Source organism: Lutispora sp. QWL-02, assembly GCF_058315355.1.
In genome coordinates this window covers 4,434,406-4,452,929 of the sequence record NZ_CM177762.1, presented here as the reverse complement: position 1 = coordinate 4,452,929, position 18,524 = coordinate 4,434,406, and the positions used below count along the sequence as shown (strand labels likewise).

Annotated in this window: 14 protein-coding genes; 5 read left to right on the top strand and 9 right to left on the bottom strand. The window is 43.5% G+C overall.

Annotated elements, in window-relative coordinates; genetic code table 11:
- Both kamD and kamE read left to right on the top strand, forming a co-directional pair.
- The gene (kamD, locus tag AC4HCY_RS20890; protein WP_323433653.1) at nt 1-1,551 is read left to right on the top strand and encodes a lysine 5,6-aminomutase subunit alpha; all 1,551 of its coding nucleotides are present in this window, start codon (nt 1-3) and stop codon (nt 1,549-1,551) included.
- A gap of 14 nt (nt 1,552-1,565) precedes the next feature.
- Nucleotides 1,566-2,348, top strand: a complete 783-nt coding sequence (gene kamE, locus AC4HCY_RS20885) for a lysine 5,6-aminomutase subunit beta (RefSeq protein ID WP_323433654.1) — start codon at nt 1,566-1,568, stop codon at nt 2,346-2,348.
- Between the two features lie 114 nt (nt 2,349-2,462).
- Here the strand turns inward: kamE and AC4HCY_RS20880 are convergent, their stop codons facing one another.
- Together AC4HCY_RS20880 and AC4HCY_RS20875 are read right to left on the bottom strand one after the other, a co-directional pair.
- A complete protein-coding gene (locus AC4HCY_RS20880; protein ID WP_491095086.1) occupies nt 2,463-2,711 on the bottom strand; it encodes a MoaD/ThiS family protein in 249 nt (82 codons plus the stop codon).
- The gene (locus AC4HCY_RS20875) at nt 2,704-4,617 is read right to left on the bottom strand and encodes an aldehyde ferredoxin oxidoreductase family protein (protein ID WP_491095085.1); all 1,914 of its coding nucleotides are present in this window, start codon (nt 4,615-4,617) and stop codon (nt 2,704-2,706) included. Before AC4HCY_RS20875 ends, AC4HCY_RS20880 begins: the two co-directional genes overlap by 8 nt.
- A 243-nt stretch (nt 4,618-4,860) precedes the next feature.
- Here AC4HCY_RS20875 and AC4HCY_RS20870 point away from each other — a divergent pair, with 243 nt between their 5' ends.
- Nucleotides 4,861-6,435, top strand: a complete 1,575-nt coding sequence (locus tag AC4HCY_RS20870) for a ClC family H(+)/Cl(-) exchange transporter (RefSeq protein ID WP_491095084.1) — start codon at nt 4,861-4,863, stop codon at nt 6,433-6,435.
- Nucleotides 6,436-6,574: 139 nt separating this feature from the next.
- On the opposite strand, the gene AC4HCY_RS20865 is transcribed toward AC4HCY_RS20870, so the two are convergent.
- From AC4HCY_RS20865 to AC4HCY_RS20835, 7 genes are all read right to left on the bottom strand, one after another.
- Nucleotides 6,575-7,540, bottom strand: coding sequence for an ABC transporter ATP-binding protein (locus AC4HCY_RS20865; protein WP_491095083.1), 966 nt, complete (start codon nt 7,538-7,540; stop codon nt 6,575-6,577).
- 13 nt (nt 7,541-7,553) lie between these two features.
- On the bottom strand, nt 7,554-8,534 hold the full coding sequence (locus AC4HCY_RS20860; protein WP_491095082.1) for an ABC transporter ATP-binding protein: 981 nt from the start codon (nt 8,532-8,534) through the stop codon (nt 7,554-7,556).
- Nucleotides 8,535-8,550: 16 nt separating this feature from the next.
- Complete coding sequence (locus AC4HCY_RS20855; RefSeq protein ID WP_491095081.1) at nt 8,551-9,531, bottom strand: ABC transporter permease; 981 nt, start codon at nt 9,529-9,531, stop codon at nt 8,551-8,553.
- 18 nt (nt 9,532-9,549) lie between these two features.
- Nucleotides 9,550-10,503 (bottom strand): ABC transporter permease, encoded by a 954-nt coding sequence (locus tag AC4HCY_RS20850; protein WP_323433661.1) that lies wholly within the window; start codon nt 10,501-10,503, stop codon nt 9,550-9,552.
- 68 nt (nt 10,504-10,571) lie between these two features.
- Entirely contained in the window at nt 10,572-12,155 is a 1,584-nt protein-coding gene (locus tag AC4HCY_RS20845; protein ID WP_323433662.1) for an ABC transporter substrate-binding protein, read from the bottom strand.
- A 25-nt stretch (nt 12,156-12,180) separates the two neighbouring features.
- A complete protein-coding gene (locus tag AC4HCY_RS20840; RefSeq protein ID WP_491095080.1) occupies nt 12,181-13,254 on the bottom strand; it encodes a hypothetical protein in 1,074 nt (357 codons plus the stop codon).
- Nucleotides 13,255-13,582: 328 nt separating this feature from the next.
- A complete protein-coding gene (locus AC4HCY_RS20835; RefSeq protein WP_491095079.1) occupies nt 13,583-15,187 on the bottom strand; it encodes a SulP family inorganic anion transporter in 1,605 nt (534 codons plus the stop codon).
- A gap of 247 nt (nt 15,188-15,434) precedes the next feature.
- Between AC4HCY_RS20835 and AC4HCY_RS20830 the strand changes: the two genes are divergently transcribed.
- Together AC4HCY_RS20830 and AC4HCY_RS20825 are read left to right on the top strand one after the other, a co-directional pair.
- Nucleotides 15,435-16,970 carry an IS1182 family transposase gene (locus AC4HCY_RS20830; protein ID WP_491096071.1) on the top strand — a complete coding sequence of 512 codons (1,536 nt, stop codon included), beginning with the start codon at nt 15,435-15,437 and terminating at the stop codon, nt 16,968-16,970.
- A 202-nt stretch (nt 16,971-17,172) separates the two neighbouring features.
- Nucleotides 17,173-18,360, top strand: a complete 1,188-nt coding sequence (locus AC4HCY_RS20825) for a CaiB/BaiF CoA transferase family protein (protein WP_323433665.1) — start codon at nt 17,173-17,175, stop codon at nt 18,358-18,360.
- The last annotated feature ends 164 nt before the right edge of the window (nt 18,361-18,524 follow it).

Sequence of the window (18,524 nt, the reverse complement as noted above, 5' to 3'; positions counted from 1 at the left end):
ATGAGCAAGTTGAACTTGAATCAAAGCTTGATAGACAAGGCGAGAAGCTCCGCAAGAAATATCGCAGAGGAAGTTCAGAGATTTGTAGATGAACACACCACTGTTACAGTGGAGAGAACTATTCTAAGGCTTTACGGCGTAGACGGCACAGATGAAATAGGAACTCCTCTGCCTAATATAATAATAGACAACTTGAAAAAGGCCGGAGGTCTGTCTGCCGGAATCGCATATTTCATGGCCAATGCGGTACTCAATACGGATCTTACCCCTCAGCAAATAGGCGAAAAAATCGCAGCAGGAGAGCTGGATATAACCAAGCTGCCTTTAAAGCCTGAGGCAGAGATAAAAGCCAAGGCTGAAGAAATGGCAAGGAGCTCTGTAGAAAGAGTGAAGAAAAACAGGGCAAGAAGGGACCAATACCTGTCTACCCTTGGAGAAGGCCCAAGGCCATACCTCTATGTAATAGTTGCCACAGGCAACATATACGAAGACGTAATCCAGGCTCAGGCTGCAGCCCGGCAGGGTGCAGACATAATCGCCGTTATAAGGACCACAGGCCAGAGCCTCCTGGACTATGTACCTTACGGTGCCACTACTGAGGGATTTGGAGGTACCTATGCAACTCAGGAAAATTTCAGGATAATGAGAAAGGCTCTGGACGAAGTAGGTGAGGAAGTAGGCAGGTATATAAGGCTTTGCAATTACTGCTCCGGGCTCTGCATGCCCGAGATCGCAGCAATGGGAGCTTTGGAGAGGCTGGATGTAATGTTAAACGATGCCCTATACGGCATACTTTTCAGGGATATAAACATGCAGAGAACCTTTGTTGACCAATTTTTCTCCAGAACAATAAACGGTTTTGCAGGAGTAATAATCAATACAGGTGAAGATAACTACCTCACAACTGCAGATGCGGTGGAGGAGGCCCATACCGTATTGGCTTCCCAATTTATGAACGAGCAGCTGGCGTTGAAGGCAGGCTTGCCCGAGGAACAAATGGGCCTGGGCCATGCCTTCGAAATGGACCCCAATGTAGAAAACGGCTTCCTCATGGAATTGGCCCAGGCTCAGATGGCCCGGGAGATTTTCCCAAGGGCTCCGCTGAAGTACATGCCTCCTACCAAGTTCATGACGGGCAATATATTTAGGGGCCATCTCCAGGATGCTCTTTTCAACATGATATCCATATGGACTCACCAGGGCTTGCAGCTCCTGGGCATGATGACGGAGGCCATACACACTCCCTTTATGTCTGACAGGGCTCTGTCCATAGAAAATGCCAGATATATCTTCAACAATATGAGAAATATAGGCGATGAGGTTGAATTCAAAGAAGGCGGAATGATTCAGACCAGAGCTGCAGAGACATTGCAAAAAGCGGCCGATATGCTGGCTCAGATAGAAGAAGAAGGTTTGTTTGCAACCATTGAGCAAGGCAAGTTCGGGGGAGTGAAGAGAAGCAGGACAGGCGGAAAGGGTTTGGATGGCGTAGTCATGAAAGACGAAAAATATATAAACCCCTTTATACCCTTGATGCTCATAAATAGCTGAGAGGAGGCAGAAGAATGAGTTCAGGATTATATTCAAGCAATAAGAGAGATCATGATACTACCTTTGACCCTGCCAGGGTAAGACCCTATGGGGATACGATGAACGATGGAAAGGTGCAGCTCAGCTTTACACTGCCCATCAAGGCGGATGAAGCAGGCAGGGAAGCCGCGAAGCTCTATGCCATGAAGATGGGCATAGAGGAGCCCAATGTGGTTCTCACCCAAGACCTGGGCGTAGGCTATGCGTTCTTTGTAGTATACGGAAGCTGCAGCCACACTATAGACATTACCAATATCAAGGTCACAAAGGTTGAATCTACAACCATGTCCATGGAAGAAACAGACCAATACATCAAGGACAACATCGGGAGAAAGGTGGTGGTGATCGGTGCCTCAACAGGTACTGATGCCCACACCGTAGGAATAGATGCCATAATGAACATGAAGGGCTATGCAGGACATTACGGCCTGGAAAGGTATGAGATGATAGAGGCCCACAACCTGGGCAGCCAGGTGACCAATGAGGAGTTCATCCAGAAAGCTGTAGAGCTCAATGCAGATGCTCTCCTGGTATCTCAGACCGTAACTCAGAAAAATGTCCACATACAAAATCTCACTAACCTCATTGAATTGCTTGAAGCCGAGGGGTTGAGGGACAGATTCATAGTCTGCTGCGGCGGGCCCAGGATATCCCATGAGCTGGCAAAGGAGCTGGGCTATGATGCGGGTTTCGGTGCAGGCACCTATGCAGATGATGTGGCATCCTTTATAGTGGAAGAAATAGTGAACCGCAGATAAACGAGGCTTCATTCAGTGATAAACGGAATCAGTCATTCTGAAGGAGCAAAGCGCCTGAAGAATCTCAAATAAGATCCTTCAGGCAAAACCTTCAGGATGACAACTAAGCTGCGCTTAGCCGCCGGCCGCAGGAGAAAATATCTGAACCTCATCCCCTTCCTTCAAAGCCGTGCCATAAAGCTTCAGCTTGACGATATCGGTGCCGTTTACATATATGATGCAGTTTTTTAAATCTCCCGGCGTTATCTCATCGAACATCACAGATATTTTCTTCAGAAGCTCAGATACGCTGTGAGCTTCAACCTCAAGGGAGCTTTTCTTGATTTTCATTCTGATCATACCGAAAAATCTTACATTAATCACCCGGGCTCACCTCCTGCATTTTGATCCTTTTCAAGGTTTTTGCATGGGGAACTCCTTTGCTGCTCCAGCCTCTGGCCTTATAGTAATCCTCTACAAGGCTCTCCAAAGGCACTCTGCTCTTTAAGTTTTCACTATCCTTAAGCTCATGGGTAAGCCTTTTGGGCAAATTGTCATCCTTCTTGGTCAATCCCCGTCTCAGATTGAACATTCTCTCCAGATTGTAGCCCCTTTCTCCTATTGTCTTCAGCTTGCCGAAATTCATCTTCATTCCCGTTACGGCTTCCAGAGCTTTGGTATGAGGGATCATAGACAGATGTACAGGCAATGCATTTTCTCCCGACTTATTTATCATATTAAGGATCCCGCCCAAATGAGGTATGGATTTGTTCACTGCCCGTGTGAGAATACTGTAAGGTTTCCTAACCAAAGTCCCGGGTATCATGGCATATAGGGAAAAAAGACAATTTCCCCCTGCGGATACGGCTTCCATCAGATTTTGTGATAAAACCGTCAAGACCGCCTTTGACTTTGTAGTATAAGGATCTATATTCAAGCCCAACCCTTCGAAAAGGGCCAGATACCCTGCATTCAAATGGCAGCCTCCCCTGTTGGCCACAGCATAGCCCAAGCCCTGGCCTACAGCACTTCTTGGCTCGTAGGCGGCCAATTCGAGGCCTTTGGAGTTGATGGCGAAGTCCTCTCCGCCGAATTTTTCCGCCAGGGCTTTGGTGCCCTCGGCAAGCAGATCGCCTATGCCCCTTCTATAGGCTATATCTTCGAATAATTTGGACAGGTTTTCTGTTTTTCCAAATTCCAGTCCATTGTCCCATAGCCCTTTCTCATTCAATTCCATAGCAAAAGCAACGGTGCTTCCCGTGCTGATAGTATCCATGCCCAGCTTGTCAAGGAGCAGATTCCATTTCAAAATCAACTCAAGGTTGTTGTTTTCAATGTTTGGTCCCAATAGGCCGATGGTTTCAAGCTCGGGCCCCTTTACCCTTTTACCGTCAACCTCTACAAGCCTTCCGCATTGGATGGGACATGTCATGCATCCCTTGTTCTTTACGAGATGCTTTTCCGCCAGGTATTCGCCGGAAACCAGCTCAAAGTCCTCGTATCTTCCATATTTGTAGTTTCTGGTCGCCAATATGTTATGGGCATTCATGCTGGAAACAAGGCCCGCGGTGCCCAGCTTGGGAAGCTGCTCTCCCGTCAGTGGATTAGATTTCAGAAGCTTTATCCATTCGCTGAAAACTTTCTTTGCTTTCTCCGGCTGCTTTACTTCCGGTCTTTTGCTGCCCTTGGCCACTATGGCTTTGAGATTCATAAAGCCCATGACCGCACCGACTCCGGCCCTTCCTGCAGTGCGTTCGTCGCTGAATATCCCCGCATATTTTACCAGGTTTTCTCCGGCAGGGCCTATGACTATTTTACCTCCGTCCTTTCCCAGGGCTTCCTGTGTCTCATCGGTGGTCTTGCCCCATAGGGCATCAGCCTCATGAAAGGAAACCTGACCTTCACTGAGCTCGATCCAAATAGGATGAGCAGCTTTTCCCGTTATGATCAGCCCATCATAGCCGGCCTTTTTTAGCGCCAACCCGAAGCTGCCGCCGCAGTTTGAAGAAGCGATGAGGCCTGTAAGAGGAGAAAGAGTGGAGATGTTGAATCTGCTGGACATTGGGGCTCCCGATCCTGTGAGGGGGCCTGTCGTGATCGCCAAATAATTATCCGGAGATAAAGGCTCAACCTCAACACCCAAATTATCATAAAGGATTTTAGCCGCCATGATCTTCCCGCCCAAATACATTTCTCTATCCCTGTCGGTCCATGGATAGTCTTCAATCTTCCTTTCGGTCAGGTTTATCTTCAGCACTCTTCCCATGTACCCCCCATAGCTGCAGTTCATCTTTACCACCCCTCTTTATTTAGATAATCTTTTCTTATTGAAAAGCTCTGATATAAAGCTAAAATTGAATATCATACATATATAACATACAAATATATATTTTGAAAATTCTATTTATTGCCAAATATATAATTCTCCAAACAAGGGTAAAAACCTTTATTTTTTGTTCCATTGATTTATGATATAATTAACTCATTATAAGTAAATGATACGAAGTTCAAAAGATTAATGGAGACGATACATATGAATGACAAGAAAGGAATCTACTCTATTTTAGCTCATGGAAGAAGCTTCAAGCTCAAGCTCATGGCAGAAGGCGTCCTTGTAGGCGTCTTTTCCGGCTTTTTAGTTGTTTTTTACAGGATCGCATTAGAAAAAGCTGAGGAGCTTAGGCATGGCATTTCAGATCTGATTTCTGCAAACCCGAAGTTTATTCCGATATGGTTTGCTGTTTTAATAGTATCCGGCGTGATAGTAGGATATATGGTGAAAAAAGAGCCTCTTATAAGCGGCAGCGGCATTCCCCAGGTAGAAGGCGTGCTGCAAAGAAGGCTTGAAATGAATTGGCTGTCGGTAATGATAAGAAAGATTGCAGGCAGCGTTATAGCTATAGGCTCCGGACTGTCCCTGGGAAGAGAAGGCCCGTCCATACAGCTGGGAGCTGCAGCGGGCCAAGGCGTGAGCAGATTGTTTAAAAGGCTTAAGGTTGAAGAGAAATACTTGATCACAAGCGGAGCCAGCGCAGGTCTGGCAGCAGCCTTCAATGCTCCTTTGGCGGGAGTGATGTTTTCTCTGGAGGAGCTTCACAGGCATTTCTCGCCGCTGATACTGCTGTCCGCCATGTCGGCTTCCCTGACCGCCGATTTTATTTCAAAACATTTTTATGGGCTTAAGCCGGTTTTCAACTTCCGGAGGATTTCACCCCTGCCCCTTGAAAGCTATGGCTATATAATCATTTTAGGAATCATAGCCGGTTTATGCGGCGCTCTATATAATAAGGTCCTGTTAAAAACCCAGAGCCTGTATGCCAAGCAGAAATGGCTTCCCATGCAGTACAGGCCTGTGATACCGTTTATTGCGGCAGGCTTTCTCATCCTCCTTCTCCCGCAGGTTCTTGGAGGAGGACATCCCATTATTGATTCTCTGATCCAAGGAAGCTATACAATGAAAATGATGCTGGTGGTTTTGACCGTAAAGTTTGCTTTTTCGATGCTGAGCTTTGGGTCGGGAGCACCGGGAGGCATTTTTTTCCCGCTCCTGGTTTTGGGTGCTCTGACAGGAGCCATCTATGGAAACGCTTTGACAAGCCTTTTAGGCTTTGAACACGAATATATCAGCAATTTCATAATCCTGGCGATGGCAGGGTATTTCACGGCCATAGTGAGAGCGCCCATAACAGGAAGCATTTTGATCACGGAGATGACAGGCTCCTTATCGCACCTGCTTTCTTTGAGCCTTGTAAGCATTGTGGCCTATGCGACTGCAGATTTGCTCAAATCGGAGCCGATTTATGAATCCTTGCTGGAGAGGCTGCTGAAAAACCATGGAAAGCATGAGCCGGAAACTGAAAGCAAGGATAAGGTTATGCTGGAAATACCGGTTTTTCTAGACTCCTCCATGGATTGCAAAAAGGTGAAGGAACTGGAACTGCCTAAGAGCTGTCTTATCGTCAGCATAAGGAGAGGGAATAAGGAGATAATTCCTAAAGGCGGCACTGTGCTTTGCTCCGGCGATGATTTGATAGTGCTGGCAAATGAAGATGAAGCGGCTCCGATAAAGCAAAAGCTGCTGGAGATGAGCAGCAAACCCCGGGTATGAGAAAGAAGCTGCTGCAAAATTCCTATTTTGTCATTCTGAACACAGCGAAGAATCTTTAAGACATTGCAATAAAAAGATTCAGTCCCTTTGCTCCTTGGGAATGACAGGCTGAATCCGTTTGCAGCAGCCCCTTTTTATATCATTTTACCAGATGACATGCTAAATAATGGCCATTGCCGGCATCCTTGAATTCCGGCACAATATTTTTGCATATATCCATGCAAAAGCTGCAGCGGGTATGGAATACACAGCCTGAAGGAGGGTTCACGGGGCTGGGCACATCTCCCTGGAGTATGACCCTGTCCTTTAAGCGCCTTGGATTGGCTATGGGAACGGCAGACAGAAGCGCTTTGGTGTAAGGGTGCAGGGCATGGCTGAACAGCTCCTCCGAATCAGCCAGTTCAACGATTTTACCCAGGTACATGACACCTATCCTGTCCGATATATGCTTTACAACGCTCAAATCATGAGATATGAACATATATGTGAGGTTCAGTTTTTCCTGGAGCTCCTCAAAAAGGTTTATTACCTGAGCCTGTATGGATACATCCAGAGCTGAAACGGCCTCATCGGCAACGATAAACTTGGGCTTCAGAGCTATCGCTCTGGCTATTCCTATCCTTTGCCTTTGACCTCCGCTGAATTCATGAGGATATCTTCTCACATGGTAGGGGCTCAACCCCACCATATTAAGAAGCTCCTTTACCTTATCCATCTTGTCCTTTGAAGACATTTTCTCGTAGACCTCAAAGGGCTCACCTATGATATCCCCTACCGTCATCCTCGGATTGAGGGAAGAATAAGGATCTTGATATATAAGCTGCATTTCTATACGCTTTTTTCTCAAGTCCTCCTTATCCAGCAAGGTAATTTCCTGGTCCTCAAAATATATTTTCCCGGCAGTGGGCTCATGAAGCCTCAGTATAGCTCTTCCGGCAGTGGATTTGCCGCAGCCTGATTCTCCGGCTATGCCCAGGGTTTCGCCTCTTTTTATGGAAAAGCTTATATCATTGACTGCCTTAAGATGATTTACTGTTTTACCGAAGAAACCTCCCTTAATAGGAAAGTACTTTTTAAGGCCTTTAACTTCTAATAAATTATCCATAATTCAAATCTCCTTACTCTGTTTCCTGACTATATAAAAAGCATCTCACAGTTCTCTCCTCGCCTAGGACAGATAGCTTTGGCTGATTATTCCTGCATATATCCATAGCCTTGCTGCATCTTGGTTCAAATCTGCAGCCTTTAGGCATATTGAGAGGATTAGGCACTACGCCGGGTATTGACTCCAGTTTATTCTGTCTGACCTCTACGGAAGGGATGGAATTCAGCAATCCAACAGTATAGGGATGTTTAGGATTTTCAAATATGGAATAGACATCTCCTTCTTCTACAATTTTGCCCGCATACATCACTACAACTCTCTGGCAGGTTTCTGCTACTACCCCCAGATTATGGGTTATAAGCATTATGGAAGCATTGGTCTCCTTTTTCAGCTTGTTCATAAGCTCAAGTATTTGGGCCTGTATAGTCACGTCCAGGGCAGTGGTAGGCTCATCTGCAATCAATAGCTTGGGATTGCAGGCCATGGCCATGGCTATCATAGCTCTTTGCCTCATACCGCCGCTTAAGGAGTGAGGGAAATCATCCACTACCTTTTCCGGCCGCGGTATACCTACCAGCTTCAGCATCTCTACGGCCTTTGTTCTTGCTTGTGCTTTATTCATCCCTTGATGCAGAAGAAGCACTTCACCTATTTGATCTCCTATTCTGAAGACAGGATTTAGAGAGGTCATAGGCTCTTGAAAAATCATGGATATATCATTGCCTCTAATTTTTCTCATTTCACTTTCCGGCAAAGCTAAAATATCTTTTCCGGCAAAGTTAACTTGGCTTCCCTCCAAGATTTTACCTGGAGGATCGGGTACAAGCCTTAGTATGGAGGTAGAGGTGACACTCTTTCCGCACCCTGATTCACCTACTACTCCAAGGGTTTCACCGGGTTTTATATAAAAATCTACGCCGTCTACGGCAGGTATGACTCCGTCTTCGGTATAGAAATAGGTTCTAAGATTTTTAACCTCCAAAAGTTTTTCCATTTTTCCACCCCCACTACTACTGCTTCAGCTTCGGGTCCAAAGCATCTCTGAGCCCGTCGCCTAAGAAGTTAAAGGATAATACGGTGATGAATATGAGCATCCCGGGATAAAAAGCCTTCCAAGGAGTATTGACCATAGTGTTGAGCTCCTGAGCATTCATAAGCATGTTGCCCCAGCTGGCTGTCGGGGGTTGAACTCCCAAGCCGAAAAAGCTCAGTGCGGATTCTGACAGGATTGCTCCTGCAATACCCATGGTAGCGGAAACGATTATAGGGTTGACTGCATTTGGCAAAACATGCCTGAATATGATTCTTTTATCCCTTGCCCCTATGCATTTTGCCGCCTCTACAAAATCTCTCTGCATCAGGCTGAGAAACTCAGCTCTCACCAGGCGGGCTATACCTGTCCAGCCGGTAAGACCTAACACCACCATCACGTTGAAAATGTTGGGAGTGAATAGAGCCATTACCGTTACCAGCAATATGAATGTAGGTATAGCCATTATAGCGTCTACTATCCTCATCATTATATTATCGATCATGCCGCCGTAATAACCTGCTATGCATCCCCATATGGTTCCGATGATGACTGAAATGCCTACGGATACAAAACCTACAGAAAGGGATATCCTTCCGGCATAAAGGCATCTGGAGAATACATCCCTGCCAAGCTCATCCCTGCCGAAAAAGTTGGGTCTGAACTTTACCAGTTCGCCTTCCATGGTATAATCCTCATAAGACCTGAAGGAAGGCGATCTATCTACCTGCAGAATATCATCAGCAGTGCCTTCGGGAGCATAGGGGGCGATGAGGGAAGCAAATATAGCGGAAGAATATAGTATGATCAGTACAATAAGGCTCAATACAGCCATTTTATTTTTCTTAAGCCTTCTCCAGATAATCTTCAGCTTCTTGCTGAGGGTATCGCTGTATTCTGCATTCTCTGCAGCCAATACGTCATTTATCTTCTTCTTGTTGTTTATTTTCAGTTCAGCCATGTATAAGCCCTCCTTCCTTTAGTCATATTTTATTCTCGGGTCTGCTATGGCATAGAGCACATCTGCGATAAGGCTGCCCAGTACAACAAGAACAGCAGTAAAGACCAATTCTCCCATGATTATGGGATAGTCTCTGGTGAAATTGGCCTCCACAACTATCCTCCCTATTCCCGGCCAGGCGAAGATGGATTCCGTTATGGCGGCCCCGCCGATAAGCCCAGGAATCATAAAGCCGAAAAGAGTTATAAGAGGCAAGAGGGCATTCCTCAGTGCATGCTTGAATATAACGACCTTCTCTGCCAGTCCCTTGCTGCGGGCTGTTTTTATATAGTCCTGCCTTATGACCTCCAGCATGGCGCTTCTCATATACCTCATATCCGCAGCCATATTGCCGAAGCCCAGGACTATTGTGGGGAGTATGAGATGCCTTAATCTATCCGCAAGAACGAATTCCTCGTAATTTGTTCTCATGCCTCCTATGGGCAGCCAGCCCAGTTTAGCTCCGAAAACCAATAAAAGCATAAGAGCGAACCAGAAGGAAGGGATGGATACTCCCACAAAGGATATGGTGGAGAAGGCATAATCCCAGCCTGTATTGCGCTTGAGGGCCGAAATGATGCCTGCGGGTATGGCAATGATCACAGAAAGAAGAGTTGCCGCCAAGGATAATACTATGGTATTGGGCAGAGCCTCTATCAATATTTCCATTACAGGCCTGTTTTTAAAGAAGGAAATACCCAGATCTCCCTTGAGCATATTCTTCAGCCACAATATATATCTTATATGGAGGGGCTTATCCAAGCCCAGGTTATGCCTGATGGTTTCTATATCAACCTTTGTCATTTTTTCCGGGTTTATGAACATGGCAGCCGGATCTCCCGGAGCAAGGTTGATTATGAGAAAGCTGATTATAGTTATGAGAAGCAATAGCGGTATCGATTGAATGATTCTTTTCAGAATATACTTGGCCATTTTGATTCCTCCTAAATAGAGGTATGCGATTTCTCACATACCTCACACTGCTTATAGGTGATTTTATATCAATAATTGGGGTTTACATGCCATTCAGCAGGCTGATAGTAATTGCCGTATATAAGCTTTACATCCTGAAGCCTTTTATCCATAGCATAGGTATTGCTGGGATATAGCAAAGTCAACATAGGAAGCTCATCCTGAACTATTTCCTGAATCCTGAACATGGCATCCTTTGCTTCCTGTTTGCTATTTGCTTCATTTACCACATCAATCAATTTTTCCACTTCAGCGTTATAATAGCTTCCGCTGTTGAAGGTGCCGTTTTTGCCAAAATCGGATGCAGGCAGGGGTATGAAGCTTTGGCTCATAGATATATAGGCTGCATCGTAATTTTTGGCATCGATGTATTTTGTATTCATCGTATTCCATTCCAGGGATCTTACCTCTACTGCTATACCTAATTGCTTTAAGCTGCTTTGTATGAATACGCAGGTCTTTTCTCTGCCTACATTGCCCTTCAAAGCCAGCAAAGTGAATTTGAATTTTACTCCGTCCTTTTCCCTTATGCCGTCCTTGCCTACCTTCCAGCCTGCTTCGTCCAAAAGCTGCTTAGCCTTGGAAAGGCTATAATCATATGTTTTGACCTTTGAGTTGTGGAACCAGTGCAGAGACGGATAGAAGGAGGAGGCAGGAATGTAATAGCCTTTATATACTCCCTTTGATAAAGCATCTTTATTGATAGCATGAGCTATGGCCTGACGCACCTTCTTATCCGAGAAGAAGGGCCTTCTCAGGTTGAAGGAAATGTACATTATAGATGCATCCGGGAAGTCTTTTACTGTCACATTTGACAGCTTCTTTGTGGCCGGTATATCTGCAGCAGAACAAAAAGTGAAGTTGGCCTCACCTTTTTGCACCTTCAACAATGCTGTAGCCTGTGAAGGAACTATTTGATAAATATATCTGTCTGAAGGGGTCTTGGGCTTGAACTGTGAGGGGTAATCCTTATAGGGCTCAAACACGATCCTCTCACCATGGGTATACTCTACAAACTTGAAGGGACCGTTGCCTACAGGCTTCTGAAAATAATCATGCTTTTGAATATCCCTTACAGGGACCTTGCCAAGTATATGCTTAGGGAGCCAATAATTATCGTTTAAGCTGTATTCAAACCATATATTTTTGGTTGAAAGATGAAAAACAACCGTATACTTATCCTTTACCTCTATACTCTTGAGCTTCGAATCGATGACATCAGCTCTTCTCATGGCATTTGCATCAGGGTTTAAAATGGTGTCATAGGTGAATTTTACATCCTCGGCAGTGACTTCAACGCCGTCATGCCACTTCCAACCCTTTCGAAGCTTAACGGTGTAAGCAAGTCGATCCTTAGATATGGAATAAGATTCCGCAACCATCGGATAGAGATTCATTTTCTCATCCATATCAAGTAATGGAGAATAAAGAAAACTGCCGAGATCCATTGTGGATGTGTCAGTGCCCCAACCTGGGACCAGGCTCATAGGATCGGCAAATTGAGTGTCAACAATCACATTTCCCTTTACCGTGTCCGCCCATATGGGGGCAAGGCTTGAGAATACCAGTGTAAATGCCATGAGCATCGATATCAATAATCTATACTTTTTCATGCTTAACCCTCCTATCAAAATTTATTTATTTCACAATGCTGGTAACCCTATAGGCGTCATAAGGATCAACGGTAAGCTTTATTGCATCCTTAACCTTTAGATCCTTTATGGTCAGAGCTCCTCCGTTTATTGATACCGACGGAGATAATGCCAAAGTATCCTTAAAGGGTGTTTTACCGGATGTGTTTACAGATATGCTTATTTTATTGTCCTGTATGCTGTCGATTACACATTCCAGATCCTGATAGAAGGAATTTATATAGATGATCTTTCCCTCCAGATTCAATACATAGTAAGCATAATTGCTTCTGTTCATTGCCTTCGGCAGGGATGTTTCAATACCGTTAAGCTCTACATGCACATTCTCATCCAGATTAAAATTATACAGCTCAGTTACAGAGATTTTATATATTTTTTTCCTATAATTGATCTTGAGGATTTTTTCAATCTCTTCGGCTTTTTCATTTATTTCCTTTTCAAAATTTAACAAAAGCTCGTTCTCGTTTTCCGTATCATAGCTTATCTTTACTTCGTCATTGTCTGCCGATTTATCAAATTGGGCTGCTTCATCATATAGAACCTTTAACTCTTTGCTATTCAGAACCACTTTCAATGAATCCTTTATTATGTCAATGCTGCCCAGGTCTATTGTTTTTGAGTCTCTTACGGTATATATGGTTTCGTCCTCTACTCCTATTTCTGTTTTCGAGGCAGTGGAGGTTTTGGGGCTGTAGTACAAATCTGTATTGGTGTCCGTGATCATCTCGCGGGGATATATAACTGCCATATTCATATACCCCTGGTGCTGGTCGCCTATATCTGCAAAATTCAACTCAGTTGCTTTTTGACCGGATGCCTTGAATTGTACAGTTACCCCCTTGTAAGCTGCTACTGAGAGAGAAGAAGGAGCACTATTCAGCAAAATTTTGGTGCTTGAGTCTATGGAATAGGTAAAGATTTTGCCATCTGCGGCGATGGTTATGGAATTACCGGAGAAGTCCTTGACAACCCCTTCAGCGGGCCCCGCTGCGGCGGCTACGGGAATCATGGTGCATAATACTAAAGCCGCAATGATAAGGAATGATAATGTTTTTTTCAATTGCTTTACCCCCTTAAAATTATTTTCCAGCAGTATGATAATTTATCCAATGGGAAAATTATGTTTAGTAATATAATTATTGTTTTATGTAAATGAAATGTCATTAATATGGAATACCGAAATTTTGCTGTTTTACTATAAAATCTGTTAATAATTGCTTTTCTTGACAGCATACTTTTCCAATGCTAACATGAAATCACAAATAAGACGTGAGGTTATGAACATGAACATATCTTGATATATGAAATATACCAAGATATTTAAGAAGGCTTATAAAAAGCATTTAAAAAAATGAGCTATCGGGAAGTCCCGATAGCTCATCATATATCTAAGACGCCATTTCTGCTGCCTTGGCAAGGCTTTCGCAGATCCCTTCATTTCCGAGCTTGTCGATAAACTTTGCCTTCTCCAATACGGAGTATGGCTGAGCCTGCAGATCGGAAATTATCAGGCGGATATCATGCTTTTTGCAGTTCAGATATAGGCTCATCAAAGCCCTGTAGCCTGATACATCCATGGCAGGAACATGGCTCATGTTGAGGATAAGGGTTTTGCAGGGCCTTCTGGATTCATCGATTACTTCCATAAATTTATCGACTGCACCGAAAAAGAAAGGACCTGTCATCTCATATACTAAAACATCATCAGACAACTGGTGTACATCTCCATCTATACTGTCTACTTTAGTCGTATCGGCCATCCTCTTCATGAAAAGCAGGCTTGCTATGAACATGCCTATTTCAATGGCAATTACCAGGTCCAATACTACAGTCAGTATGAAGGTGACCAAAAGCACAAATGCATCACTTTTGGGCGCTTCCCTTATCATATCTCTGAAAGCCCGCCATTCGCTCATATTGTACGCCACCACCATCAAAATCGCCGACAGGCTGCACAGCGGTATAAGCTTTGCAAGGGGCATAAATAAGAGCATGATCAAAAGAAGGACAAGGCTATGGACTATGCCTGCAACAGGCGTGCGGCCGCCGTTTTTGATATTGGCGGCGGTGCGGGCTATGGCTCCCGTAGCAGGTATGCCGCCGAAGACTCCGGAGGCAATATTGGCGATGCCCTGTGCGATAAGCTCGGTGTTGGATCTGTGCTTGCCTCCTATCATCCCATCGGCTACCACTGCCGACAGCAAGGACTCTATGCCTCCCAGAAGGGCTATGGTTACGGCAGGCTGTATCAGCATCTTTACAGTAGAAAGATTTATGTTCGGGAGTGAAGGCATAGGCAAGGATGAAGACAGCTCTCCATACTTGCTGCCTATAGTCTCTACATCGAGCTTTAAGAAATACGCCGCTGCCGTAGCCACAATCAAAGCAATAAGAGAGCCGGGAATTTTCTTATTGAGTTTAGGCCATAGAGCAATTATTAGGATGCATATTATTCCCAGGATCAAGCTGTTCAAATTTGCCGAGCCGACATTTTTGAAATAGAATATCCATTTATCTATAAACTCTGCAGGCAGGTTTTCTGCAGATATTCCTAAAAAATCTTTTATCTGAGCGGTAAAAATCACTAAAGCTATTCCGCCGGTGAATCCCGTCGTAATAGGATAAGGTATGAATCTGATCAAATTTCCCAGCTGAAGCACGCCCATCAATATGAGCAGTATGCCCGCCATGATGGTGGAAATTATAAGGCCGTCCATACCGTATTTCGTGACTATCCCATATACGATTATCATGAAGGCGCCTGTAGGTCCCCCGATCTGAACCCTGCTTCCTCCCAAAAATGAAATCAGGAAGCCGGCGATTATGGCTGTATAGAGACCTCTTTCAGGAGAAACGCCGGAAGCTATGGCCAGCGCTATAGAAAGAGGGAGCGCGATTATAGCTACGATTATGCCGGCTGTTAAGTCTTTGATGAACTGATCTGTATTGTAGCTTTTGATCATTGTAAAGAATTTTGGTCTGAAAACCTGCATTAATGATGACTCCTTTCGATTTACATATATGTAATATATACTATATTTTTTTAATAGTTCCACAAATATTTTAGCATATGTTCATGCCTCATACAATGATGAGCCATCAGAGACGGTTCGAAACCACTGAAAAACGTTAAATAAAAATTGTAAGATATTCAATAATATTCTACAAGAATCAACATAAAACCCCCTCTGTATGATATAATGAATGTGAAGCAAACATTACAAACAAGGGGGTTTTATGATGCTTAAGAACAAGCCTAAGCAATTAAGTTTATATTCAATATTATACAATAGAATTCCTAAAAATCATATATTAAAATTAATAAATGATGCTGTGGATTTTGGTTTTATTAATAAACTACTAGAAAAGTCTTACTGCAAGTATTATGGAAGACCAGCTAAAGAACCCGAACTTATGACTAGGCTTTTAGTACTTCAGTATTTATATAATTTATCAGATGAACGGGTGATTGAAGAAGCCTCTTTGAATCTTGCATATATGTGGTTTCTTGGAATTAATCCTGAAGAAGAACTTCCTCATCCAAGTCTTTTAGCTAAATTTAGAACCATAAGACTTAAGGAAACTACCTTGGATGATATTATTCAAGAAGTAGTCAGGCAATGTATAGAAAAAGGCATCATTAAAGGAAGCAGTATCAGTATTGATGCAACACATACAGAGGCTAACACTGTAAAAAAGGTTCCTGAGAGAATCATGAAACATCTTGCTAAGAAAATATTTAAAAACATGGGAGAAGAAATTGGGACAGTACCAGATCAAATAGATACAAACATACCTAATTACAAGGAAATAGAAGATCATAATATAGCAAAGCAAACTATGAAGAACTATCTGGAAAAAACTATTGAAAATGTAGAATCAAGCGTTGATTTAACTGTTGCCCCTAAAACAGTAGAAATTATTGAGGAAGCTAAACAAATACTGAATTCTCCCAAATTCATAGAACAAAAGGGTATCAGATCATTAGTTGATAAAGATGCCAGAGTAGGGTGCAAATCTAAAACAGATAGCTTCTTCGGGTATAAAGTTGAATTTGCAATGATACCTGAAGAGAGAATAATAACGGCGGTAAATGTACAAGATGGGGCTTATGTAGATGGAACAGACTTCAAAGAGTTATATGAAAAAACAAAAAACTGTGGAGTTGAAATAAAGGAGGCATATGGGGACAAGGCATATTTTAGGAAGCCCATATTGGACTTTTTAAAAGAAGAAAAAGTAAAAGCATATATTCCGGTAAGCGAATCGGTATATAAACTAGACGATAGTAAATTTAGTTACAACAAGGATTCAGACCAATGGACATGTGAAATGGGCAATTGTACTGCCAATAAGAAAAAGAGCAAGAAAAAGGATAGAGAAAGTTACTACTATTACTTTAAAAAAGAGGATTGTAAAAACTGTCCTAAAAGGGAGGAATGTTTATACAAAGGTAAAGTAAGAAAAATACTTGAGATTACAGTAAATACAACAGCATTTTATGAATACAGCAAATTTACAAAGTTAGAAGGCTTTCTAGAAAAGTATAAAATGCGAGCAAGTCATGAATGGAAAAACGGAGAAATGAAAAGGTTCCATGGTATGGACCGTGCGAGAGGGTACGGTCTTAGAAGCATGGGAACCCAAGCAAAGCTAACGGCGCTGGTAGTAAATTTAAAGAGGATAGCAAGCATACTATCCTCTCGTTCTACTTGTTTTATTGCTATAATTGAAGAATTATGGTTACTTCCTAAAAAAGTTCAAATTGCTGGTTAAAACCTATCTAAAAACATTAATTTTTCAGTGGTTTCAGACGGTTCTGCGTGGCTCATTTTCATTCCAATTTTTCTTCTGTTATTAAACAGTAACTAATAAGGTGTATAATATTTGGATATCGTTATAAAGGTTTCAAAGCGGCTCCCAAAGAAATATTAAAACCATAACGTTTATCGCATGAGGATATTTTGGAGGGATAATTTTGAATCAAGCATTAGAGGGCATCAAGGTCCTGGATCTGACAAGAGTGCTTTCAGGACCCTATGCTACGATGATAATGGCCGATATGGGAGCCGATGTGATAAAGCTGGAGCAGCCTGTTACAGGAGACGACTCCAGGCAGTTCGGACCCTATGTGGAAGGCGAAAGCGCCTATTTCATGAGTCTTAACAGAAATAAGAGAAGCATGACCTTGAATTTGAAAAAGCCTGAAGCCAAGGAGCTTTTTCTTGAAATGATCAAAAACGTGGATGTAGTGGCAGAGAACTTCAGACCGGGCACCATGGAAAAGCTGGGCTTGGGCTATGACGTATTGAAAGAGGTCAATCCTAAAATAATATATGCTGCCTGCTCGGGCTTTGGACACAGCGGCCCCTACAGCAAAAGAGCAGCTTACGACGCAGTGGTTCAGGCCATGGGAGGAATAATGAGCATAACCGGTCAAAAGGACGGACAGCCGACCAGAGTGGGAACCTCCATGGGAGATATTGTAGCAGGGCTATTTACTGCCATCGGAATATTGGCGGCGCTGAACTACAGGGAAAAGACCGGCATAGGTCAAAAGGTTGATGTAGCCATGCTTGACTGCCAGGTGGCCATCCTTGAGAATGCAATATCGAGATATGTGGTCACAGGCAAGGTTCCAAAGCCGGAAGGCAACAGGCATCCGTCTATAGTGCCCTTTGAGCCCTTTGATACCAAGGATGGGCAGATCATGGTGGCGGCAGGAAATGATGTACTGTGGGAAAAATTCTGCAATGCCATAGATGCAAAGGAACTTCTTGAAATCGATGAATATAAGACCAATCCTTCGAGAAATGATCATTATACAGAGCTTAGGCCCCTTATTGCAGCGAAGATGCTGAACAAAACCGTGAAGGAATGGCAGGATATATTGGATGAAGCAGGCGTTCCCAACGGTCCGATAAATACTGTAGACAAGGTGCTGGAAGACCCTCAGGTCCTCGCCAGAAACATGATAGTGGAGGTAGAGCACAAGGTGGCCGGTCCTCTGAAAATCCCGGGAGTGCCAATCAAGATGAGTGAAACCCAGGGGGAAATAAAAAAAGCGGCCCCCGTATTGGGAGAAGACACTGCTCAGCTGCTTTCGGAGCTTCTCGGAATAAGCAGGGATGAATTTGAAGCATTAAAAGAAAAAGGAATATTCTAAAGCAGAGTAAAGCTAATTCCGCTCTGAGGGTCTGTCAATTTTGCCGTTGAATACCTCCTAAGGTGACCCTCAGGGCTTTTTTATATACAGGCATCACCATCAAACCCTTTATACTGAAATAGCAATGAAGTCCCGTTCAATGGATAGCCTATCCAATAAGAATA